18 protein-coding genes, 1 tRNA gene and 2 pseudogenes are annotated in these 18,371 nt (G+C 66.4%); 12 read left to right on the top strand and 9 right to left on the bottom strand.

What is annotated here, in order from left to right:
* Nucleotides 1–28 precede the first annotated feature (28 nt).
* Complete coding sequence (locus tag ACFORO_RS20035; protein WP_377871684.1) at nt 29–388, bottom strand: signal peptidase I; 360 nt, start codon at nt 386–388, stop codon at nt 29–31.
* Nucleotides 389–825: 437 nt separating this feature from the next.
* Between ACFORO_RS20035 and ACFORO_RS20030 the strand changes: the two genes are divergently transcribed.
* From ACFORO_RS20030 to ACFORO_RS20020, 3 genes are all read left to right on the top strand, one after another.
* Nucleotides 826–1,041 (top strand): hypothetical protein, encoded by a 216-nt coding sequence (locus tag ACFORO_RS20030; protein ID WP_377871685.1) that lies wholly within the window; start codon nt 826–828, stop codon nt 1,039–1,041.
* A gap of 785 nt (nt 1,042–1,826) precedes the next feature.
* Nucleotides 1,827–2,987: a hypothetical protein gene (locus ACFORO_RS20025; protein WP_377871686.1), complete on the top strand. Its 1,161-nt coding sequence runs from the start codon at nt 1,827–1,829 to the stop codon at nt 2,985–2,987.
* 42 nt (nt 2,988–3,029) lie between these two features.
* On the top strand, nt 3,030–3,578 hold the full coding sequence (locus tag ACFORO_RS20020; RefSeq protein WP_377871687.1) for an NUDIX hydrolase: 549 nt from the start codon (nt 3,030–3,032) through the stop codon (nt 3,576–3,578).
* On the opposite strand, the gene ACFORO_RS20015 is transcribed toward ACFORO_RS20020, so the two are convergent.
* On the bottom strand, nt 3,564–4,700 hold the full coding sequence (locus tag ACFORO_RS20015) for a tetratricopeptide repeat protein (protein ID WP_377871688.1): 1,137 nt from the start codon (nt 4,698–4,700) through the stop codon (nt 3,564–3,566). The two genes, ACFORO_RS20020 and ACFORO_RS20015, sit on opposite strands and share 15 nt — an antisense overlap.
* A gap of 174 nt (nt 4,701–4,874) precedes the next feature.
* Nucleotides 4,875–5,249 carry a helix-turn-helix domain-containing protein gene (locus tag ACFORO_RS20010; protein ID WP_377871689.1) on the bottom strand — a complete coding sequence of 125 codons (375 nt, stop codon included), beginning with the start codon at nt 5,247–5,249 and terminating at the stop codon, nt 4,875–4,877.
* Nucleotides 5,250–5,415: 166 nt separating this feature from the next.
* Between ACFORO_RS20010 and ACFORO_RS20005 the strand changes: the two genes are divergently transcribed.
* From ACFORO_RS20005 to ACFORO_RS19975, 7 genes and pseudogenes are all read left to right on the top strand, one after another.
* Nucleotides 5,416–5,610, top strand: coding sequence for a helix-turn-helix domain-containing protein (locus ACFORO_RS20005; RefSeq protein ID WP_377871690.1), 195 nt, complete (start codon nt 5,416–5,418; stop codon nt 5,608–5,610).
* Complete coding sequence (locus tag ACFORO_RS20000; protein WP_377871692.1) at nt 5,607–5,939, top strand: WhiB family transcriptional regulator; 333 nt, start codon at nt 5,607–5,609, stop codon at nt 5,937–5,939. Before ACFORO_RS20005 ends, ACFORO_RS20000 begins: the two co-directional genes overlap by 4 nt.
* Nucleotides 5,936–6,265: a hypothetical protein gene (locus tag ACFORO_RS19995; RefSeq protein WP_377871694.1), complete on the top strand. Its 330-nt coding sequence runs from the start codon at nt 5,936–5,938 to the stop codon at nt 6,263–6,265. The genes ACFORO_RS20000 and ACFORO_RS19995 overlap by 4 nt, the downstream gene beginning before the upstream one ends.
* A complete protein-coding gene (locus ACFORO_RS19990; protein WP_377871695.1) occupies nt 6,262–7,011 on the top strand; it encodes a hypothetical protein in 750 nt (249 codons plus the stop codon). The genes ACFORO_RS19995 and ACFORO_RS19990 overlap by 4 nt, the downstream gene beginning before the upstream one ends.
* Nucleotides 7,001–9,165, top strand: a pseudogene (locus tag ACFORO_RS19985) (cell division protein FtsK). The gene ACFORO_RS19990 and the pseudogene ACFORO_RS19985 overlap by 11 nt, the downstream one beginning before the upstream one ends.
* Nucleotides 9,162–9,323 (top strand): hypothetical protein, encoded by a 162-nt coding sequence (locus tag ACFORO_RS19980; protein ID WP_377871696.1) that lies wholly within the window; start codon nt 9,162–9,164, stop codon nt 9,321–9,323. Before ACFORO_RS19985 ends, ACFORO_RS19980 begins: the two are co-directional and overlap by 4 nt.
* Nucleotides 9,313–11,061 (top strand): recombinase family protein, encoded by a 1,749-nt coding sequence (locus tag ACFORO_RS19975; protein WP_377871697.1) that lies wholly within the window; start codon nt 9,313–9,315, stop codon nt 11,059–11,061. The genes ACFORO_RS19980 and ACFORO_RS19975 overlap by 11 nt, the downstream gene beginning before the upstream one ends.
* Here the strand turns inward: ACFORO_RS19975 and ACFORO_RS19970 are convergent.
* The 5 genes from ACFORO_RS19970 to ACFORO_RS19950 all read right to left on the bottom strand — a co-directional run bounded on the left by ACFORO_RS19970 (nt 11,043) and on the right by ACFORO_RS19950 (nt 13,946).
* Nucleotides 11,043–11,126, bottom strand: a tRNA-Leu gene (locus ACFORO_RS19970). The genes ACFORO_RS19975 and ACFORO_RS19970 overlap by 19 nt on opposite strands.
* A 431-nt stretch (nt 11,127–11,557) precedes the next feature.
* Complete coding sequence (locus ACFORO_RS19965; protein ID WP_377871698.1) at nt 11,558–11,836, bottom strand: hypothetical protein; 279 nt, start codon at nt 11,834–11,836, stop codon at nt 11,558–11,560.
* Between the two features lie 34 nt (nt 11,837–11,870).
* Nucleotides 11,871–12,266: a hypothetical protein gene (locus ACFORO_RS19960; protein ID WP_377871699.1), complete on the bottom strand. Its 396-nt coding sequence runs from the start codon at nt 12,264–12,266 to the stop codon at nt 11,871–11,873.
* Nucleotides 12,263–13,345, bottom strand: a complete 1,083-nt coding sequence (locus ACFORO_RS19955; RefSeq protein ID WP_377871700.1) for a hypothetical protein — start codon at nt 13,343–13,345, stop codon at nt 12,263–12,265. The genes ACFORO_RS19960 and ACFORO_RS19955 overlap by 4 nt, the downstream gene beginning before the upstream one ends.
* Before the next feature lie 220 nt (nt 13,346–13,565).
* Entirely contained in the window at nt 13,566–13,946 is a 381-nt protein-coding gene (locus tag ACFORO_RS19950; RefSeq protein ID WP_377871701.1) for a hypothetical protein, read from the bottom strand.
* A 192-nt stretch (nt 13,947–14,138) separates the two neighbouring features.
* Here ACFORO_RS19950 and ACFORO_RS19945 point away from each other — a divergent pair.
* A pseudogene (locus tag ACFORO_RS19945) lies at nt 14,139–14,402 on the top strand (hypothetical protein).
* A gap of 262 nt (nt 14,403–14,664) precedes the next feature.
* Nucleotides 14,665–15,804 carry a DICT sensory domain-containing protein gene (locus tag ACFORO_RS19940; RefSeq protein WP_377871702.1) on the top strand — a complete coding sequence of 380 codons (1,140 nt, stop codon included), beginning with the start codon at nt 14,665–14,667 and terminating at the stop codon, nt 15,802–15,804.
* Nucleotides 15,805–17,523: 1,719 nt separating this feature from the next.
* On the opposite strand, the gene ACFORO_RS19935 is transcribed toward ACFORO_RS19940, so the two are convergent.
* Nucleotides 17,524–18,330: an SDR family NAD(P)-dependent oxidoreductase gene (locus ACFORO_RS19935; protein ID WP_377871703.1), complete on the bottom strand. Its 807-nt coding sequence runs from the start codon at nt 18,328–18,330 to the stop codon at nt 17,524–17,526.
* Nucleotides 18,331–18,371: the final 41 nt, after the last annotated feature.

Below are 18,371 nucleotides of genomic sequence, written 5' to 3'. Positions count from 1 at the left end.
CCGGCGCAGTAGCCGCAGCGACTGACAGTCAGAACGAAGGCCACCGTACGGTCATGATGGTCGAGTCCGCTAAGGCTTCCCACGAGTGGTCTGTGCCAGGCCCCCACATCACATAGTCGCCTTGCCGGTCCAGGTTGCAGCTTCCGTCTGTGAGGTCGATGCGGAACTTGCCGGAGATCAGTAGCACGAGCGTGGTCCGCTGGTCGCCCGACGTCCATTCTGTCCGTCGGTCGCCGATGGGGTGGCGAGCCCACTTCACTTCGACATCTCCGGTGGCGCGTACGCCTGCCGAGGGGTCGATGAAATGGCCTACAAGCCAGCCGCGAGCGCTGGCTGAGTCCTCGTCGGCATTCCCGGATACCCATCCGCCCGGAGTTCGACCGACCATTGGTTTGCTGGCCTCCTGCCATACGTGAGTCGTGCGCCGGCGCGACTGCGTTGTGCCAGATGACTACTCGATCAGTCTGAATGCTGCCGGGGTGGGGCGATGCCAAGGCGCACGGCATCAACGGGGAGAAGAATGGTTCGCTCGGCCTCTGACGCCATCTGCTGCCTAGCATCGGAAGAACGCGAGTTGTCACGTGATGTCGCGGCGCGGCGTCACGCCGTCTCATTTAGCGTGACAGCCGCAAAGGCATTCGACCTGCGAAAACGCTGCTCGTGACAGCGGTGACGGGCGGGGCAGCCCCCGTCACGAGTGGGCCTCATCGGCTCGCCGACCCGACTTTCGGCACATGGCTCCCTTAGCGTGGCGTCGGCTTACGCACGACGAGCGCTCTGGACTAGTCGCGTGGCGACTGCCGTCACGCGACCTAACGCGGCGACATGATCAGCAAGTCGGTCGCGGCCGAGACGGGTAAGGCGAAGGCTGTTGTGACTTCCATTCGCGCTCGCCTCCAAGTAGCCGACCGCTTGCAGACGCTCGACATGGAGTCTGAACAGGTGTTCATCGAGCTGAAGTGTCTGACGTACGGCCACCGCCTGACGCCAGTGGCCATCTGCGAGCAGGCACGCGAGAAGCAGCCTGGCCGGCATCAGTAGCAGCGGGTCAAGCTCTTGCTGAACCGCCGGTATCGCGATCGGCGGCAGGGACGTCACGAGTCCGCCGACAGTAGTTTGCCCTTTGGCCGCGGTCCGAGCCTCAGACAGATCACCCGTAGCAACCAAGAAACCAGCTCACGTTGGTCCATGCTGGCCGCGTTAACGCGGCAGGAAGCTAAGACCGATACGGCTGTCATCGCTCATCCCGCAGCGCGTGGTGACCGGCGAGGACGGGTGCGGTCGGGGCGCGACCCGCCCCCGCCGGCGTTCGGGGGCAGTTGTCAGCAGAGGACCCACGATCTGGGCCGAGGGCCGAAGCAACTGCGTTCAGGATCCGGCGGTACGCCAGACGCAAGTGCGAGGCTTTGCGGTGCCGCGACGGGCTGAGCCGCTGTTCGAAGGTCGACAACGTCGACAGGGCTAACAGGTACGCGTTACAGCTCTCGCAGGTACGACCAGGCGCGACAAGCATCGAGGTGGTGAGCACGACGTGCCCGCAGATTCCTTCGTACTGACCGCGCACATCGCGCCAGCCGCGGGCGAACTCTTCGTCGGTAACTGCGTGGTCGTGGTTGTCGACCTGGCTCCGGTGCCAGCTCACGTACAGCCTGGCACCCTTCCCATGCCGCTTTGCGTCGCTCACGAGTCCTCCGCCACCTGTCTGCTGACAAGCCTGTTCGGGCTGTAACATCTGAAATCAGCTTGCCTTGCGCGCTGATGTAGGCGACAGGTCACGCGGACGACATAGCGAGGACATTTGTTGGCACCCCGTCGGGAGGGCGCAGATGGCAGCAGAGGCCGACGACCCGCCGCGCACGGTTCTGGAGTTGAGGCTTCGGGAACGAAGCCAGACGCTCGCCGAGTTCGTAGTGGAGGCCGAGCGGTTCGCGCGGACGTTCGGCGAGGCCGGCACCCTCAGCGTGCGGCACCTTCAGCGGTTGATTTCGGGACGTAAGCCCAACGGGTCGCCGGTTGGGCGTCCGCGGCCGGCTACTGCACGGCTCCTGGAGCGGATGCTCGGTCTTCCGATTGACGATCTGCTCGCGTCGCCCGGTGCCGCACGCGGTCGGGTCGAATCCGACGACGAGCTAAGGCAGCGGCTCAGCGCTGCGCGGCGGGTGAACGGCGACGTCCTGGTGCTGCTCCGGGATCAGTTGACGTCCATGCGCCGCCTTGATCGGCAGTTGGGTGCCGCGACGGCGCACGAGGAGGTCGTCACGAAGATTCGGCAGGTCTCAGGCCTGCGGTCGCACAGTCTTGCTCCGGGCATTCGCAACCAGCTCGGGGCTCTGCTTGCTGAACTGGGGACGCTCGCGGGGTGGCAGAAGCTGGACATGGGTTCCGTCGGCGAGTCATGGCAGTTTTACGAGGACGCCAAGGCTGCGGCTCGCGAATCCGATGACGTGGCATTCCAAGTGCACTGCTCGGCTGAACAGGCGTTCGTGCTGATCGATGTCGGGGAGACGTCATCGGCGGTTGAGTTGTTGCGAGCCGCCGAGCGTACAGCCGAGCGCGGCACCGGACGCCTTCTTCGGTCGTGGCTCGCTGCCGCGCACGGGGAGGCACTCGCTGCGGATGGGCAACGGTCGGCGAGTCTGCGCGCGTTCGATCGGGCCGCAGCGCTGCTACCGGCCGAAGCGTCCGCAGTGGACGGGCCGTACGTCGTGCTCGATCCGGTTCATCTGGCGCGCTGGCGTGGGCATGCGCTCGCGCGGATTGGCGAGTCGGATGCTGTCGAAGTGCTATCCACGGCGCTGAGCAGTCTCGATCCGACCTTCACGCGTGCGGAGACGGCGTTGCGCGTGGATCTGGCGACGGCGTTTCTTGCGCTGGGCGAGCGCGAGGAAGGCCGCGTTCACGCTGAGCGGGCGCGTGCGTTGGCGGCGGAAATCGGTTCTGCGCGTCAGCAACGGCGGATCACGCTGCTCGTCGGGCCGGCGAACTGAAGGGCGGTACGGAGAGAACCAACCAGCCCGTAGGCTCGCGGCGTGGCTGACGAGTATGGGTCGTGGAAGACGTTCGGCGAGCGGCTGGTCTACGACAACCGGTGGGTCAAGGTCGGGCTGACCGACGTCGAAGCTCCGAACGGCGAGCGCTGGGAGTACCACGTGGTGCACCTGGCCCGGATCGCTATCGCGCTGATCGTGAACGACCAGGACGAAGCGTTGATGTTGTGGCGCTACCGTTTCGCCACCGAGCAGTGGGGCTACGAACTGCTGGGCGGGATGGTCGACGACGGAGACGACTCCGCCGGGACGGCCGCGCGCGAAGCCGCCGAGGAGTCCGGCTGGCGGCCGGTCGGCGAGCCGGAGCATCTGGTGAGCTTCGAGCCGCTGCCGGGGCAGGTCACGGCACCGGTCGACGTCTACTTGTGGCGTCAGGCCGAGCATGTCGGCGAGCCGACCGAGACTGAAGAGGTCGGCCGGGTGGAGTGGGTGCCGTTGTCGCAGGTCAACGAGCTTGCGCAGCGTCAGCAGTTGCTTGGCTCCGGCACGCTGGTGTCGTTGCTCTACTACCTCAACTCACGCAAGGCGTGAGTCGCCGGGCAGCACGAGCCGTTCGAGCCGGCGACGCATGCGCACCGAACCGACCTGGGAGATGATCCGTCGGGCCTGTTGCGCGTAGGTTTTGGCGGCTTCTCGGTCTCCGGCAGCGCTGTGGGCAAGGGCGAGGTCGACGTACACATTGGCACCGGCCCGGACGAAGGATGTCGTTCTGGCGTCGTCGACTACCCGTTCGAGATGCTCAATTGCTTCTGGCGCTCCTAGGTGCACGAGGGCGTTGCCGCGCCAGCGGTCGAGGTGGGTGCCGCCGAGGAAGACGAACGGTAGTTCCGGGTGGACGACTTCGTTGGGCAAGTGCGCATCGGCTTCGTCGAATGAGCGGAGAGCCTCGTCCCGGTGGCCTGCGATCGCGTGGCCTTCTCCTTCGGCTGCAGCGAGCCAAGCACGGAGCAGGTCTGGGGCGTGCTCGCCGATCGAGCGGGCTTCCGCGAAGAGCAAGAGGGCGTCCTCGGCGTTGCCCGCGTCGACGAGCACATACGCCTGCTCCGCGGTCGCGTGTGCGAGCAGCGCGGTCGAGCCGGATTCCATCGCGGCGTATTTCGCGCGCTCGTAGTGCGTCCATGCCTGGTCAAGGGCACCGATGTCGAGCGAGTTCCAGCCGGCGAGGGTTGACGCCTCGACTAGCACGCTGGCCAGCGGAGCGCGGTCGCGACGCAAGATCGTGTGTCTGAGCAGCCCCTCTACCTCGGTGATCTGACCGCGGAGTCGTTCGAGTCGCGCGGCTGATCCGAATCGCCGGTCGGCGTGGCGGACGCTGATGACCTCCTGGCGGAACAGGTCGATGGTCTGGTCGTCGACCCGGCGGGCGATGATCAGTCGCTCGGCTAGTTCGCCACCGGAAGATCCGGCGAAGTCGCCGGAGGGGAACCCGAGGTCGTCGTCGGTGCGGCCGTAGATCTCGCGCAGTACCGCGCGCATCGGCGGTTCGGGCATCACGTGCCCGTTCTCCCACCGGGAGATGTCGGTCTTCCGGCTTGGGACCGAACGCTCTGGTAATCCGTGCGCGGCTGCGCGGGCGTTGATTGCTCGTGCGAGCTTTTCCTGACTCCACCCGAGCGCGTTGCGGGCTGCCTGCAACGCGCTTTTTGCGGTCAAGACGAAATCCCGTGATGGCTACGTTGACCTGCGGTGATAACACGGGATAACAGGGGACGTGTCATCCGCAGCCAGCTCCCGGCGGCCGACGAACTGTCGTTTATTGGTGGCATGACAAATGACAGGGAAAACCGGCGGACGGTCCGTTGGACCGGCCACGCAAAAGAATTCTTGCTAGTCGGGCGAAGTTCCATTGCGGCGGAGCAGGTCGGTGAGATCGGCCAGCTGCTCGGTCACCTGCGTGAGTCGCTGTTCGATGACGGCGAGGCGTGCCGACACAGCGTCTTCCATGTCCTCGCGAGGCTGGCCCAGTGTCGGCGGGATGCGGCCGTGCAGCACAGCAAGCAAGTGCTGTGGGTGCAACCCGAGCGCGACTGCCAGAGCTTCGAGTGTCCGGTCGCTTCGCTTGCGCTCGACCGTGTGGTTCTGGATTTCCCGGACGATCGCCTGGGAGACCTGAGAGCGCTCAGCAAGCTCGCGTTGTTTCCATCCGAGCTCGTGCACGCGCTCGTTGATGGTCTTCGCGACCGCTGCCCAGTCTTCCGACACCCATTCCTCCGTGGTCCGCCTCAGCGCCGACATTAGCGCTTGACGGATTCCGCGACGCCCTGATTCCTCGCCGCGTCGCGCATTCGGACTACTTCCTGCCTTTGTGCGACTAAATCAGCTCTCTATTAACGCTTAAATCAGCGTTCAGACTTTTAAGGACTACCCAATGCAGAAGAAATTGCCTGACGCCGGTGGCCTGGCGTTCTACTCGCCGGCCGATGCCGCCTGGATTCTCGGCGTTGACCTCGACTCGATCCATCGCGCTATCCGGGTTGGCGAGCTGCGCGCGGTGCGGCGTCGCTCCCGGCTGGTCATTCCCGCTGCCGAGCTGCGCCGAGTCGTTGGCGGAGGTGCGCGATGAATTCTTTCAACCTCGCGAAGATCGCGGCTCGCCTCGACCGGTATGCGGCCGTGCCTGATGACGTGTTGACGAACCTGGTGACTCGGGACGGCCTGTGCTTCTGGGCGTTCGAGCGGGCTGACATGCCGGAGCTGTCTGGAGACGATCCACCGGATCGTGCGCTGGCAGCCTGGTTGTGCGGCGGGTGCCCGGTGATCGACGAATGCCTTGAGCTCGACCTGAGGGTCGGCGGGATAGACACGCTTGGCGTGTGGGGCGCGCTGCCGGACACCGATCGACGTGCTTTGCATCCGGTGTGGCTGCGTCGGCGAGGAGGTGAGGCGCGATGACGCTCACTCTCACGTCGGCGCAGGTTCTGGCTGGAGTCGGTGTTTTGTTTGCTTTGTTCGTCGTGTGGCGGATCGGTGCGCGCAAGGCGCGTCGCGCAGCCGAGACAGCGCGGGCCGGCGCTCGGATGGTGTCGCTCGCCGGGAGGGTGCTGTTCACTGGAGCGTCGTTCGTGGGCGTGCAGTGGCTGGTGATCACACATCCGGGTAACCCGACGCTGCTGCTCGTGGTGCTCGGAGCGCCGGATCTGATCGCGGCCTACGTCTTGACCCGCGCTCTGACGGTGACGTCGTTCGACACCACGCGCCGAGGCGGTGATCATCGATGACCGAGCGGAAACGAGGGGACATTCCTCGTGCTCAGAGGCTTGCCCAAGATGCCGCCGAAGCGGCTGACGTCCGGCGCTGGCGTACTCATCCGGACGTGGTGGCTCTCCAGGTCGAGCGAGTCCGGAGTCAGGTTGACCGGCTGTGCTGGGCAGGCATCATCCTTGGCTTGGCGTTCACCGCGGCTAACGTGCAGTGGTTCGCTGCTGCGGGATCTGCGTTCGGGTCGCTGCCATGGCTGACGGCTTGGTTTCTTGACCCGACGGTGTGTCTGGTGCTGCTCGGGATTCTGCGGGCGGAGCAGGTGACCGCGCGGTACCAGGTCCGTACGGGGCGATGGGTGCGCGCGGCGAAGTGGCTCACGTTGGGTGCCACGTACGTCATGAACACTTGGTCATCCTGGGCAGCCGGATCGCCGGCTGGCGTGGTTCTGCATTCCGTACCGCCGATGGTGGTGTTCGTCGCGGCTGAGGCTGTCACCGACCTGCGCGACAAGCTCACGGATGCAGTACAGGCAGCTCTTGTGAAAGCCACGGACGTTCATGAACCGGTGACACCTGACCGTGAACGTCCCGCCCGGCGGATGTTCGCTGACTACCTTGCCGACGCTCGGCACGCTTGGACGCCGGCGGTGAAGGTGACGCCGGCGTGGGTGCGGGAGGTCACTGGGTGTTCGCGGGGGTTGTCGTCCCGGCTCGCTGCGGAGCTTTCGGCCGAGACTCGCGAGGCGGCGAGCCATGGCCGATGAGCCGACGCACGAGGCAGGCACCACCCTCACCCGGACGCCCGCAGGCGAGGTCGAGCACGTCGGTCCGGTGCTGGACGGCGAGTTGATCGATGACACCTTGCCGCAGCCGCGCCCCAGGACGCTTCGGCGGAGGTTCGCCCTGTGGTGGAGGCATTCGCCGCGAGTTCCGATGTGGCTCAAGAGCAAGCCGCAAGCTGTCCAGGCTGTCAAGGACGCCGTGGTCTGGGTGGTCAAGTCGCCGGTTCGGTACGTCGGTGCGGTTGTCCGCGGCGTCGTTGTCGGTGCACGGGCGTGGCGCGGCTGGGTCAAGGTGCGCGACTACCGGAACGCGGCCGAAGAGTCGGAGAAGCTGGCTGACAAGTTCACGGAGATCCGCGCACTGACGTTGTTCCGGTGGAAGGTCACCGGCGCGGTGGTTGTCGCCGCGACTCTCGTGGTTGCTGTTGTCGATCTCTTGTATGGCGGCGATCCACTGTGGATCGGGGCCGCGGTCGCGTCGTTGGCGCTGGCGATTCTGGGGCGACGTAAGGATGGCAGTCCGGGAAGGAAACCGGCGCTCGCCGGGCCGCGGACGCTCACGTGGACGATGGACCCGCAGGTTCTCGTTGATGCGTATCGGGATGCGAAGCTGATCGGAAAGGACGAGACGCTTCGGTTGGTGGAGCGGGCGACACGGGTTGGCGACGGATGGGCTGTCACTGTCGACCTGCCGGCCACGCGCAAAGCCGCGGACGTTGTGAAGAACCGGGATGCGCTGGCGTCGGCCCTGGCGGTCGACGAAGTTCAGCTCATCGTGGAGCGCGTGCGCGGCAATGGTGGGCACGCGGGACGGATCTCGATGTGGGTCGCGGATGAGGACCCGTACGCGCGGCCGCCGCTCCGGACACCACTGCTGGGCGTGGCGGAGTGGGACGGCTGGCGACCGGTTCCGTTCGGCCGCGACGCGCGAGACCGGCGGATTGATCTCCCGCTCGTGTGGACGTCACTCTTGATCGGCGCGATTCCGCGGCAGGGCAAGACCTTCGCAGCGCGGTTGGCTGCGACTGGGCTCGTGTTGGATCCCTGGGTGCGGCTTTACGTGGCAGATTTCAAGGCTGGCAAAGATTGGGTCGCCGCCGGGCGGGTTGCGCACCGCTTCATGGCTGGCGATGAGCCGGAGCACGTCTTGGCTCTCATCGACTGGCTGGTCGAGCTTGTCGCGGAGGTTCAAGGCCGGTTCCGACGGATGCGGGATCTCGACGACCTGGTCTGTCCGGAGTCGAAGGTGACGCCGGAGATGTCCCGGGACAAGCTCCTGGACATGCCGGTCACGGCGATCTTCATCGATGAGGTGCAAGTGCCGCTTGAAGACCGCACACCCGTTGACGTGCAAGGGAAGAAGCTCGCTGCGGGTGAGTATGTCGGCGAGTTGCTTACCTGGTTGGCGAAGAAGGGGCCGGCGGCGGGCATCGTGCTCGTTTAGCCACTCAGCGGCCGGACTCGAAGACCATTCCCTCTGGTCTGCGCGCGGTGCTCGGATCGCGGTTCGCGCTCCGCGTGATGGACTGGCGCGACTCGAACATCGTGCTCGGCGAGCAGATGAACACCCGCGGGTTCGATTCGTCGCGGCTGCTCGCTTCGCACAAGGGCGTAGGTGTCCTCCGCCCGGACGGCGACACAGCTGCCGGAGCCGACGTGTTGGCGATGACCGTTCGCACCTACTACATGCCTAACGAGGATTGGCAGGTCATCTGTCAGCAGGGGCGGGCTTTGCGCGAGGCCGCAGGGACGCTGACCGGGCACGCGGCCGGCCGGGACGCCATGCCGAGCCTGGACCATGCGGCCGTCGCGCATGCCCTCGGTGCGGGTACCGGGGTGTCCGCAGATGAACTGCCGGAACCGCTCGATGCGCTGGTCGACTACCTGGGCGATGACCTCTGTCCCGGCGGCCGGAAGTTTGTTCCGACCGCGGAGCTGCTGGAGGCGTTGGATGCTGACGGCAGGACGTTTTCGCAGCAGATGGCCGATGCGGGATGTCGGCCGACCCGCGACCGAGTGACCGGCGAAGACGGCCAAACGCGGCAGGTGCGCGGCTACCTGACCGCTGATATCCGCCGAGCTGTCGAGCGCATACGTGAGGGTGCCGGACCTGCTGACGCGGATGGCCAGTCATGAACGCGCGCATCGACGATCGGCCGTGCCGGGTTATCCTGCCAGCTGAATTGCCAGAGTTGACGCCTGGAGCCGCACGCGCGTTACTGGCCGTATTGATCGAACTGACCGAGGTGCCGGTGCTCGACGAACCGGCGAGGGAGGCGACCGATGACAGCTGAAATCAGCGACCCATGGTCGAAATTAGACGAGGTTCTCGGCCTTGAGGTGGCTGAGCCCGTGGACGACGGGATCGGTGCCTTGGCGGTCTACGGGCGGTGTTCGACGGAGGACAACCAGGACCCGGAGACGTCGAAGGGCTGGCAGTTCGGGAACGCGCGCAAGTTCGTCGAGCCGCTGGGCGGGCGGATCGTCGAGGAGTTCTTCGATGTTGGGCAGTCTCGGTCGGTGCCGTGGGAGCGGAGGACGTCCGCTTCGCGCCTGCTCGCCGAGCTTAAGAATCCCCGCCGGGAGTGGAATGCCCTGGTCGTGGGTGAAGGCACGCGGTGCTGGTTCGGGAATCAGTTCTCGCTGATCGCGCCGCGGTTCGCGGCGTACGGGGTCGATCTGTGGGTGCCTGAGCTGGGCGGAAAGTTCGATCCGCGGAATCCGTCGCACAAGATGTTGATGAGTGTGCTCGGCGGGATGAGCGAGTCTGAGCGGCAGCATGTTCAAGCTCGGGTGCGTGCGGCGATGGATGCGCAGGTCGTCAACGAGGGGCGGCATCAGGGCGGTCGTGCGCCGTATGGGTACGACGTGATCGACGGCGGACCGCATCCGAATCCGCGGAAGGCGGCGGAGGGGTTCCGTCTGAGGTTGCTCACGCTCGACGAGCCGGCGGCCGATGTCGTCCGCCGCATCTTCGCTGAGTACCTGGACGGGAACGGCGACCGCGCGATCGCGAACATGCTGAATCTGGAAGGGATTCCTTGTCCGTCGGCGAAGCGGCCGGATCAGAATGGGCATCGGCTCGCCGATGGGTGGCAGGGCAGCACTATCCGGGCGATTCTGGACAATCCGCGATACACCGGTTATGCCGTCTTCGGCCGGTGGGCTAAGCACGAAACGCTGCTGGACCCGGATGACGTGGCAGCGGGCCACGTGGTGCGTTTCCGGCGCGCGACGCCGGATCGGATCGTCCGTTCGCGGAAGCCTGCTCATCCGGAGATCGTGTCGGTGGAGACCTTCACTCAGGCGCAGTTGCTGCGGCGGTCGAAGTCGAGCGGCGGGCTCGCTACGTCGCGGAGGTCGGAGCGCGGTGCTCGCAGCACTGCCCGGCTCTACTTGCTGCGCGGTCTTGTTCGTTGCGGTGTCTGCGGTCGGAAGATGCAGGGTGCGACGATCCGGAAGGGTGCTTACTACCGGTGTACGGCGCGGACCATGGCACCAGGTTCGGCGATGTTGGCCGACCATCCCAAGACGGTGAATCTGCGTGAGAGCACGGTGGTCGAGGCGATCAATGGATGGATCGGCCAGCTGTTCGACCCTCATCGCGTGGACGAGACAGTTGCCGCGCTGCTCGGCTCGGCAGGTGGAGGGGCGGGGAACGCCCGTGAAGCCGCGCGGCGTCGGCTGGCTGCTGCCGAGGCTCGTCTTCGTCGGTTCCAGGACGCCATCGGAGCGGGGGTCGATCCGTCGGCTGTCGTCGATGCGGTGAACCAGGCTCAGGCGGAGCGGTCCGCGGCGAAGGTCGAGTTGGAGAGGGCGCCATCGGGCCGGAGGATCACGGACGCGGAGATCTACGCGATGATCGATTCGCTGGGCGACGTCGGAGCTGCGCTGGTGGACGCGAAGCCCGCAGGCCTGGCCCGGCTCTACGGGAAGCTGAACCTGGAACTACGCTACGAACCAAAAGGGCTGGCTGTCTATGTGACAGCCAGCCCCGGTGTAGATAGCGAGTGTGTCCGAGGGGGGACTTGAACCCCCACGTCCGTTAAGGACACTAGCACCTCAAGCTAGCGCGTCTGCCATTCCGCCACTCGGACTTGCTGATGAAGAGAGTATACGACAGTCGGACCCCCATTCTCAGGGGGGTCCGAAACACTAGCAAGACCTCACATGGTACTCTCATATGTTAATGACATTTGGATCCAACCTTACATATTCGCAAGTCCTCGAGATTTTTGATGACCCGGTCGATCCGGGGCACGGTCCTCTACTCGGTCGACCCGGGAACCAGGAGACTCTTCGCCGAATTGGGCGTTCAGAAGCTGTGAAGGCTGCGGGCGACACGGCGTTACTGCGGCCCCGTCCGTGCAAGCTGGACCGAGTGACCTCGGACGGCGCCGTTCTGGTCAGCACGGTTCAGGGCTGCGATCGAGCAAGCGGCGGCCGTTTGGCCTTGCCCTGTTTGTCTGGTTCTCGGGCCGGATTCGAGCGCTGCGGTAGCGCACACCCGACCCATCGGGACGCCTGCTCAGGATCGCTGGGTGAGATGCGCGGCGAGCCCTGCGAGGCATCCGGCTGCGACGACAAGGACCAGGACCGCCGCGCTCAGGGCCGCGACCGTGCCGCGGGTCGTCGCGAGCCTGAGCCGCAGAGCAAGAAGCAGGCTCAGCACCGCGCAGCCGATCGGCACCGCCCACAACCAATGCGGTCGCACAATCAGACCCAGCACGGCGAGCGCCGCCAAGGCCAGGCTGATCAGGAGAGCGCTGAAACACGCTTGCCGGAGGAGCGCGCTCTGCCAGTACACCGGATCTGGCCCCTCATCCAGAGCTCGACGGCTGTTACTCATCAAGCCAGTCCCGTTCGGAAAAGTCTTCGATGTACTCATCGTCTTCGAACTGACGGCGCGAAGTTCGAGGCTTCCGTGATTCGTCGACTTGCTCGTCTGCCAGATCGCGGAGCGCGTTCTCGCCTTTGGCTGCCTCAGCGTCCTTCTCAGACTCCGGCAAGCCGCTGTACCAGGCGGCGAAGTCGTCGACTGGTTTCTCCAGAGCGCTGGCGTAGAGCTGGGACTCGACGACCCGTCTCGGAGTCACATTCCCGGCCAGCAGTTCTCGAGCAAGTTCCGCCATCACCGGGTTTCGGGTGTTCGCGGCCAATTTGACCAGCAACGCATGCCGTGCACGGTCCTGGACCGGGTCGGCGGAAAACTGCGGGCGATCTTCGGTCATCTTCACGCGCCGGGATGATCGTAGCCGGCGGGCAATGGGTGTGCCTGAAATGCTCCGCTGGAGCCAACGACATCGAGGATGCCGCCGTGCATGACTCGCACGGTGTTCTCAATATTCATCAGGAGGTTGCTTATCTGTTTCCAGTCGTCGACGATGCTCTTGCACTCCAGAGCCGCCAACGCCCAAAACGCCGCCGCGCCGACCACAGTCTCGGACAGCACAGCCCCGGCGGCGACCTCGATGGCAGCCCAGAAGGCGTTGTCGAAGATGCTTTGAATCAGGTCATTGACCGACTCCGAGAACTCCCAAACTCCTTGCGCTGCCTCGCGGTACTTGTCTCGCAGAGCTGCCAGCCCTCCGCTGTATCCGTTGACCACGTCGCCGAGCTCGGTGAAGTAATGGAATGCTTCGTTGGCCGCGTTGCCGGTCCAGGACGTCAGCAGTGCGTCGATATTCGCTTTGAGATCCTGTCCCAGGTCGGAACAGAAGAACGACAACGAGTTCAACGCGTCCGACGCTTTGGCGAATTGCTCCCAGTCGCCGGCCACCCAGTTGGAGAACTCTTGAACCGGGTTGACCCCGATCGTGCCTTCAAGGGCCTTCTGGATCCAGTACCCCGGGCTGATGAGATTGCCCAGATCGTTGAGGATCTGGACGGGGTTGGTGAACCCGTCGGCCTTGGGCTCCGCGAGCCGGGTGGCCGGAAACGCGGTCTGCTGGACGGCCTCCGGCCCCTGGCCGGCGGGGATCCCCGGCAGCGACGGCATCGGCGGCGGACCGCCGGGATCGGGATAGGTCTGGTCCAGCCGACCGGCCGAACCGTGGTCGGTGCGGTCGTACATCTTCCAAGCGCGATCCAGTTCGGCTCCGCTTGCTTCGCACACCTTCTCCAGACTCCGCAACGCTGTGAGGATCTCCGTTTTGGCCTGCTCGTGACTGCCGACCAGCCCAGCGATCAGGCCTGGTTGCTCGCCAATCCGCAGGTTCTTGTCCGCGAATCTCTCCGCGGCCGTCGCATCCTGCTGATGGTTCTTGACGATCCCCGCATACACGCCGAGCTGGAACGTGTCGACAGTGAAACCCACTGAGCACTCTCATTCGCGTAGTCGTCGCGAAGTTCAGCGTAACGCACTGTCGAGGTCGACAGGTTTGATCGACCACCCGACACACCGCGGCAACTCCCCAGAGCTCCTGAATCAAGACGACCCACTCGTCACGCACGGCGGACTCGGAGCAGCCGCCAGGACCTGCAATGAGATCGCACTTACTTGTAAGCAGGCGCGTCACCGGCCGGTTGATTTCGTCTCATATGGGCAATTCGAGCTGTGTGGATAGTGTGCAACTCGCCCCTCGGACACACACATTATTCACCCGTGGAGAGGCCGTCAGATCGACGGCCTCTTTTTCGTGGTCAAACCGCAGGTCAAGAGCAAGCTCCCGGTAAAGCTGGGCTAGCTTGCCCGGCTCCGAGTCGGTCAGCGCAGCGCCGATGTCCCCGAGCGAGTCGGTCATCGCGTAGACCTCAGCCTCACTCAGCCCGGCGGGCTCTCCCACGTTCGCCAGCTCGGCCTGCGCCACCGCTCTATCCGCCTGCGCCTGGTTGACACACTCCACAACTGCGGCGGGCTCGATCCCAGCCGCGATGGCGTCCTGGAACCTCCGAATCTTCGCCTCGGCCTCCTCCAACCGCCGCCGAGCCGCGCCGTCGCTCCCTGACTCGGCCGCCGAGCTCGTGGCGAATCTGCTCCACGCGGGCGGCGGGCGGCAGCATGTCGCCGAGCAGCGTGATCACCCGATCGCCCGGCATCAAGTGCAGTGCCAGAAAGGTCGCGGTGGCCGCTCCCCAGATCATGAACAGGGTGAACCCCGTCCGCCGATGTGCTGACGACGCGGGAAGCGTTCGAGGACGCCGCGCGCCTCGGCCTGATCCTGCTCGACCTGAACCTGCCCCGCAAAGACGGCCGGGAAGCGCGCAGCAAGACCGAGGCCTCGCCGCAGCTACGACCTGCATGCGAACGCCTAGTGACCAAACCCGTCGATTTCTACCGCTTCGTCGAAGCTATTCGGCAAATCGACAACTTCTTCGTCACAGTGGTCAACTTCCGCACTGAGTGCCGGGCGCAGATCGGCCGGACACCCTGAGCATGGTCGCACCCGGCCGGCGCCGCACCAACGTCCACAATAGACAATCAAGTGTCTATTGTGGACTCTGCCAGGAGAGTACTCGGCGAAGCCGACTCTCTCGCGACAATTCGGGCATCAGGCATGCAGTTCTCCGCGAAAGCCCGTCATCCGAGACGCTTCGCCTGGCGGCCCCGGCGGATCACACGTTCGTGGTCTAGCCGGGTTCCCACCGCCGCCCCTAGGGTTTTGGTCTCATCCCCCGGTGAGAGCGGTCCCCTTCATGTCTGGTTCCGAAGCGCACGACGTTCCTTCGCGCGCGGGTTTGCTGTCCAAACGGACGCTGGTGATCGCGTCGCACGCGGTCGAGCAGGCCGCGCTGGCCGAGCAGGTCGGCGAGCAGGTCGTGGTTTTCGCGCTGTTCCAACGGCTTCCGTACTTCGAACGCGAACGGGAGGTCTACGCCAAGATCGCGGGCCGGGCGGCGGTGACGGTCGTCGGGATGGTGGATTCCGGGCGTCCGGACCTGCCGCACGGGGTGATTCCGGTGCTCCTGCACCCCGAGGAGAGCCTCGCGCGCGAATGGTCGGTCGCGGTGCTTTCGCCGACCTTCGGGGCCTCGGTGATCGCGGAGGATCTCGACGAGATCGATCCGCACGCGCAGTCGATCGAGGGAGCGCGCCGGTTCCGCGGCCGGTGGGGCTGGCGGCGCGACGAGGCCTACGCCGAGATCGTCCGCCTGCGCGACGCGTTCGGAGACCGCCTACCGCCGACCGCGCGGCGCAAAGTCGCCGATCTGCTCGACCAGGTGGTGGAACCGGCGAACTCCGCGGTGGAAAGCCGGACCGAGGCGACCGTGCGGCACCTGTGCGCCCGGCTCGAGAAACGCCGGCCCGCCGCGCGCGAACCGGCGGTCGACCCGAGCACGGGCCTGGCCAGCCTGTCCGCGCTCGACGGATGGCTCGGCGAGGCCACCGACACGGTGTCGTTCGGCCTCCTCTTGCTCGCCGTCGACGACCTGACCTGGGTGGAACGCCGCTATGGCAGCCGCGTCCGCATGCACACCGAGCAGAACATCGCGGACCTGATCCGCGAAGACCTGCGGCCGCTGGACCGAGCGGTCCGGCTCAGCGAGAACGAGTTCCTCACCATCCTCCCGGCCGCCGCCGAGGAGGACCTGGCCGCGCGCAGCCGCCTCTTCGCACAACGGCTCGGCGCGCTGTACACCACCTATCCCTTCGTGGACCTGCACCCCAAATCGACGACCATGCTGACCCGGAGCCGTCCCCTGCCGCTGGGCGCACTGCGCGCCCAGCTCAGCCGCGTCACCCCGGCGCCGCCGTGGCCGCCCAGCACCGGGTCGCTGCCGCTGCCCGCCAAGCCGCTCGCGGGCAGCCGGACGAGTTCGGCCTGGTTCACCTGAGCCAGTCCCGCACGGCGATCTCCCGGCAGCGAAGCCGAGGCCAGGAACGGGATCACCGCGGCCGGGGACACCGTGCTCACCGGAGGCCGTGAATGCGTCCCGCTCGTGGCACGGACGGCGGGGGGCCTCGCCCAGCGCACTTGGCCCGCCGTGGTGTACCGCCCGACCGGCACGGGCACCATCCAGCAGGCACTCGGCTGCGGGGTCACCGTCTACGGCACCGCGGGCGCCGTCAACGGGGCATGGACCTGCTCAATGGAGACCCGCGGCGGCAAGCACCTCTTCACCGGCAACATGAGCGGCGACTGGGTCAACCCCTCACCGCGTTCGCGAAGGTCCTCGAAGGCAAGTTCTGCCCCGCTGGAGCCCAGTGGCCCCAGACTGGACAACCCGTCGGCAGATCCCGCACCGGGGTCGGCCGACAGCAGAAGCGCGACAGATTGTCGCGCTGCGATTGGCAAGGTCGCGGTCGTGGTCGCGGCGGGAACGGCCGGTGCCGGGAATCTCGAACTTGCTGCCGGCGACGGCGATCATTCCGCAATCGGGCCAGATCTCGAGTGAGGCGGACAGCATCGAGCCGACGGCGGACTGTCCTCTGCGCGGCGCCCAAACATCGCGGTGAGCGCCAGATGCGGCGGCGTGAGGCGAAACTCAACTTTCCGTCCTGGTGCGGTGCACGGCCTCGGCGATCCGCAGGAGGACCGCGAAAACCCGCTGTCGTCGCGCGCCGCCCCGGCACGGAAACCCGCCCTTGCGTTCCCATGCCCGGCAAGGACGATCATCCCCGCACGCACAGGCTCGCAATGCGACGGCCCCGCACGCACCGCCACGCGCAGGCTCGGCAAACCTGCAGTCGTCCACGCCCGGCTACCGGCCGGGCAAACAGACCGCCCCGCCTTCCTGCGAACCCTCACCACAGCCGTAGACCGGACCCGACGCCACAAAAACAGGCACGACGAGTTCCCGATGCGCGGCAGTCGGCACCGGACCGCGCGATCAGCCCGGCTTTCCGGAGAAACCGTAGATATCAGCCATGAGAGCAGGTCAGCCCGCCGAGAATCGACTTCGACGAGAGAGCGTCCGCTGGCTGGTGCCGTTGTGCGAAGCGTTCTCAGTCGATGGCTGCGGACGGGCGCGAGGGTTTCTGATCTGGAAGGCTCGGATGACGGGCTCGAACGCGGCTGGGCCAGAGACGTGTTGATCAGCGTCGACTGTCTGATGCGGTTGGTCGGGGCTTGCGCCAGAGGCACACTGTGGACCAGAGGTTGGAGGTCGACGAGGAGGTGTCGTTCGCAGGCGACGACGGCACGCTGCTGTTCTTTCCGCAGGCGGCGCCGGGGTCCTTGCCTCAAGCCGGACTGCGGCAGCCGCTCGCCCCTGACCGGCGACGGCTACACGATCACCGTGCTGGAGGAGGGCCGGACGCCGCGCTTCGGCCGTGGAGGCTCGGTGCTGCCGTTGCGGGCGATCACCGACCGCAACGGCACCACATCGAGTTCGTCCGCGACGATGTCTTGGCGCTGAAGGAGATCCGCACAGCGGCGGCTACCGCATCCGGGTCCGGTCCGCCGACGGGCTGATCACCGCGCTGTACCTGCGCGGGGACGATGCCCTACCTGCCACTGATGCGGTAAGGCTTCCGGCACGGCCAACTCGCCGAGTTCTCCCTGCCTTCGACGCAGCTGCATCCCTTGACGTGCACGCGGTAAGGGGCTGGCGTCAGGTGTCCGTGCCGACGCGTTCGAAGGCCAGCGTGGGCAGGTCGACCGCGTGCGCACCGCCGTCGGCGACCAGTACCGCGCCGGTGATATACGACGATTCCGGCGAGCCGAGGAACCGGACGACGGAGGCGATCTCGTCCGGTTCGGCCGGGCGTCGGAGCGGAACCTCGGCGGTCGCCCGGCGGTAGCCCTCGTCGCGCCCGCCGGCGAACCCCGCCGCCTCGGCGAACCGCTCCATCGCGCCGTCGGCCATCGGGGTGCGGACCCAGCCGGGGCAGACCGCGTTCGCGCGGACACCGCGGGGCCCGCAGTCCCGGGCGATCGACCGGGCGAGGCCGATCAGCGCGTGTTTCGCGACGGTGTACCCCGCGACGTCGGGCCCCGCGAACAGACCGGCCAACGAGGACACGATCACCACCTGTCCCCCGGCTTCCTCCAGCGCGGGAAGCGCGGCCCGGCAGAACACGAACGCGCTCGTGAGGTTCGAGCGCAGCGCCAGGTCCCACTCCTCGTCGTCGGTGTCGGCCACCGACGACAGCCCGTGCCCGCCGGCGTTCGCGACCACGACGTCCAGTCGTCCGAACCGGCCGAGGATCTCCGCGACCGCGTTCTCCGCGTCCGAGGCCACGCTGGCATCGCACGCGATGACGTGCGCGCCGGTTTCCTCCGCCACCGTCTCCAGCGGTTCGCGCCGCCGTCCGAGGACCACCACGTTCGCGCCCTCGGCCGCGTAGCGGCGGGCCACCGCCGCGCCAATGCCGGTACCGCCGCCGGTCACCGCGACGACCCTGCTCTCTGTACTCACCCGGAGTCCTTTCCCTTGTTCTGAGCTGACTGCGTCCGTGC

Origin of the sequence: Amycolatopsis halotolerans, assembly GCF_042647905.1 — a bacterium.
GTDB lineage: Bacteria > Actinomycetota > Actinomycetes > Mycobacteriales > Pseudonocardiaceae > Amycolatopsis > Amycolatopsis halotolerans.
The sequence above is the reverse complement of the archived record's forward strand: the minus strand, read 5'-3'. Positions and strand labels throughout refer to the sequence as shown.